At 71.9% G+C, this 1,155-nt stretch carries 1 protein-coding gene; it reads right to left on the bottom strand.

Annotated features, from left to right (window positions below; genetic code table 11):
- Positions 1–1,021 (bottom strand): AMP-binding protein (locus tag ACFRCG_RS48675; protein ID WP_380043105.1); only part of this gene is annotated, 1,021 nt, incomplete at its 3' end.
- Positions 1,022–1,155: the final 134 nt, after the last annotated feature.

The following is a 1,155-nucleotide window of genomic DNA, read 5'->3' on the forward strand; positions in this document are numbered from 1 at the left end:
GTATCTCCATGCCCGCCGGCGGCCTGCCCTCCGTCGTCGCGAGGTTCTCGGCCGTGTCGTCCGGCGCCCCCATCGTGATCATCGGGACCTCGGTCATGCCGTACCCGTGGGTGAGCTGCACGCCCATCTCCCGGACGACGGAGTGGTACACCTCCGGCGGCTTCGGCGCCCCGCCGCCCGCCAGCAGCCGCAGCGAGGGGATGACCGGCTCGGAGGGCCGCTTGCGCTGCTCGGCGAGGAACATCGAGTAGAACGCCGTCGAACCGCCCGCCACCGTCACCCCGTGCCGCCGGTACTCCGAGAGCGCCTCCGGCAGCGCGAACTGCTCGAACATCACCGCGGGGAAGCCGTACAGCAGCAGCATCACCGTGTAGTCGGGCCCGGCGATGTGCGCGTACGGGAAGGCCATCGAGCCCACGTCGGCGGCCGACAGCCGCAGCGCGTGCGCGAGACACGAACCGCCCGCGATCAGCGAACGGTCCGTGTGGAGGACCCCCTTGGGGTCGGACGTCGTCCCCGAGGTCCAGTAGATCCAGCGGACCGAGGTGCCCTCGGCGGGCGGCGCGGGCAGCACGGCGGGATCGCCGTCCGGCAGCACGTCGTACGCCTCGAACACACCCTTCGCGCCGAGCCGCCGCGCCATCGCCGTGTGGTCGAACCCGCGCCACTCGCCCGGTACGGCGAAGTACTCGGCCTTGGACTCCCTGAGCGCGAAGCCGACCTCGCGGTCGCGGTAGAAGGGGATCACCGGGGACTGCACGGCGCCCAGGCGGGCCAGGGCGAAGGACAGCAGGGCGGTCTCGATACGGGTGGGCAGCTGCCAGGCGACCACCGTGCCGGGGCGTACGCCCAGGTCGTACAGGCCCGCCGCCACCCGTTCGGCGCGGTCGCGCAACTCGCCGAAGCTCAGGGTGCGGTCGCCCTGGAGGAGGACCGGGCGGTCGGGGGTGAGGTCGGCCCGGCGGGCGACCAGTTCCCAGAGGGTGCGGGATGCGCTCAGTGCGTGGGCGGTGTCGTTCACGGCGGCGGCCCCCTGTGACCGTGATGGAGCTGACGGACAGTCAGATCGTGGGCAGAGCGTAGGGCTCGGCGCCTTGTCGGTCCAGGGGTGCGGGACTAGCCTGCTGAGGAAGTGAGAATCTGACGACCCATCAG

It is taken from the genome of Embleya sp. NPDC056575 (assembly GCF_042793325.1).
Taxonomy (GTDB): domain Bacteria; phylum Actinomycetota; class Actinomycetes; order Streptomycetales; family Streptomycetaceae; genus Embleya.